The organism is Mesobacillus sp. (assembly GCF_049588175.1).
In the GTDB taxonomy this organism is placed as follows: Bacteria; Bacillota; Bacilli; order Bacillales; family Cytobacillaceae; genus Mesobacillus.
The window spans coordinates 1-2,368 of record NZ_JBAVFI010000713.1; the positions used below are offsets into that span (position 1 = coordinate 1).

The 2,368-nt window shown below is 39.8% G+C and carries 3 protein-coding genes; all 3 read right to left on the minus strand.

Annotation, left to right across the window (positions count from 1 at the left end):
• Positions 1-968, minus strand: a 968-nt coding sequence (locus WB217_RS17320) for a TRAP transporter large permease (RefSeq protein ID WP_423994532.1), incomplete at its 3' end; no start/stop codon positions are given.
• On the minus strand, positions 968-1,456 hold the full coding sequence (locus tag WB217_RS17325) for a TRAP transporter small permease (RefSeq protein ID WP_423994534.1): 489 nt from the start codon (positions 1,454-1,456) through the stop codon (positions 968-970). The genes WB217_RS17325 and WB217_RS17320, both read right to left, overlap by 1 nt.
• A gap of 98 nt (positions 1,457-1,554) precedes the next feature.
• Positions 1,555-2,368: TRAP transporter substrate-binding protein (locus WB217_RS17330; protein ID WP_423994535.1), on the minus strand; the 814-nt coding region annotated here is incomplete at its 5' end.

Genomic DNA, 2,368 nt, shown 5'->3' on the forward strand with positions numbered 1-2,368 from the left:
ATTAAGAATAAATTAACTAATAGTAAGAAGATAATTGGATTATCAGAGATATTAATGAAAAACTCAGCAACCATCTGCGGAACATTCGCCCTGGTCATAATCCAGCCAAATAAGCCTGCGCTGGAAATGATGAACATGATTGTCGCTGTTGTTACAGCCGACTGTGTAAAAATCTTTGCAAGCTCTTTTAACTTAATCTCCTTGTAGATTAATACACCTACAATAAACGCATAGCCAACGGCTACTCCTGCTGCTTCTGTCGGAGTGAAAATTCCTCCATATATCCCGCCAAGAATAATAACTGGCATCAACAGTGCAAGGAAAGATTCCTTAATAGCTTGAATGATTTCCTTTACTGATTTCCTTGGTTCACGAACGTAATTATGTTTCTTTGAAATCACATAGACCGTTAAAATCAATGCGAAACCAATGAGAATTCCAGGCACAAACCCTGCCATGAATAAATCGCCGATTGACACCGATGCCGTTACTCCGTATAAAATCATTGGGATACTCGGTGGTATAATAACTCCCAGTTCACCGGCAACTGCTTGAGTGGCACCTGCAAACTTTGGATCATAGCCCCTACGGATCATTCCAGGTATAAGCATACTGCCTAGTGCAGCTGTTGTTGCGGCACTTGATCCGGAGATTGCTGAGAAAAACATTGCCGTTACGACGGTTACAATAGCAAGTCCCCCTGGCAGGTGGCCTGTAAAAGCATTCGCTAGATTGATTAATCTCTTTGAAATCCCACCAAATTCCATTAATGTACCAGCTAAAATAAAGAAAGGAATAGCCATCAGCGGAAACGAATCGATTGATGTAAAAGAGCGCTGTACCAATACAACGAGCGGCGTTCCGCCTTCCCACCATAGAGCCACTGCAGATGCCAGGCCGATGGAAACAGCAATTGGTACACTTAATGCAAAAAGTATTAACATAACAACCATTAAAATTGCAGCCATTAGATTTCACCCTCCTGCTTATTTGATAATTGATCCAGGATTACAGCGAGGGAATTTATTGCAAGTACAAAGGAACCAATTGGGATAGAGGCATAAGGAATTGACATAGAAAGTTGGAGACCAGGTGATGATTGCATTTTTACCATGCTCAGTATATCAATCCCCTGCTTAAACAAGATTGCAAAAAAGATAATAGAAATAATCATCACTAGAATAATAACGGCTCTTCTTTTGTTTCCTGACAATAATTCTGGTAAAAGTTCAATCGAGATCAGATTATTATGCCTCATGGCTAAGCCAGCACCCAGAAAAACAATGTATATCATTAAATAACGGGATAATTCCTCTGACCAAGTAAGAGGGAAATTAATCACAAAACGGCTTATGACTTGTAGGATAATCAAGATTGACATAACACCTAGCATTGCTGCAAGAAGAATGCCAACTACTCTATTTATAGCATCAATAGCTTTAATAACTTGTTGCATGAGATAACTCTCCTTTTACGACATTAATCGTAATCCTTTTTAAAAAGAGGAGGGCACTGAGCCAATGATGACTTATACCCGCCCCCTTTCTAAGCATTTTATTTTGTATTTACAATACTGTCATAAAGCTCTTGTGCTTCAGGAGACTTTTTAGCAAATTCCCCATGGACGGTTTTTGCTTTTTCCATGAATGCCTCAGTATCAACATCTACCACTTCCATACCAGCACCTGTAAGCTTTTCTAACAGTTCCTTTTCCTGCTCATAAACGATTTTATTTTCATATTCAGTTGCTTCTTTAGCTGCTTCTTCAACCGCTTTTTGCTGATTTTTTGAAAGTTTCTTGTATGTGCTGTCACTCATTGTAAGCATTACGTACCCATAAACGTGGTTTGTGTTGATCATATACTTTTGTACTTCATTCAATTTCGTGCTCTCAATTAAAGCTACTGGATTTTCTTGTGCATCGATTACCCCTGTTTGAAGAGATGAATATACTTCACTGAATGCCATTGGAGTCGGTGTTGCCCCCATCGCTTTCCAGGCTGCTATCGACGCTGGAATTTCAGGTACACGAATCTTGATTCCCTCTAAATCAGCTGGGCTTGTAATCTTTTCGTTTGCAGTTAATTGACGTGGAGTACGCTCCCAAAATTCAAGGCCTCTAACCTGTGTATTCGCCAGAAGATCCTCTTTCAACTTGTCTCCAACTTCCCCATATAAAACACTTTGCATATGCTCGCGATCGCGGAATAGATATGGGAGCTCCAAAATAGCATAAGGCTCATAGAAATTGGAGAGAACTCCTGCTACAAGTGCGAAATCAACAGAACCTAATTGCATACCCTCGATTAAATCACGGTCATTTCCTAATGTAGAGCTGGCATAAAGATCAATTTCAACTGATCCATTC

Excerpts from the sequence above, each read along its gene's own strand:
- WB217_RS17325 (WP_423994534.1), bottom strand. The coding sequence starts at position 1,456 with ATGCAACAAGTTATTAAAGCTATTGATGCTATAAATAGAGTAGTTGGC.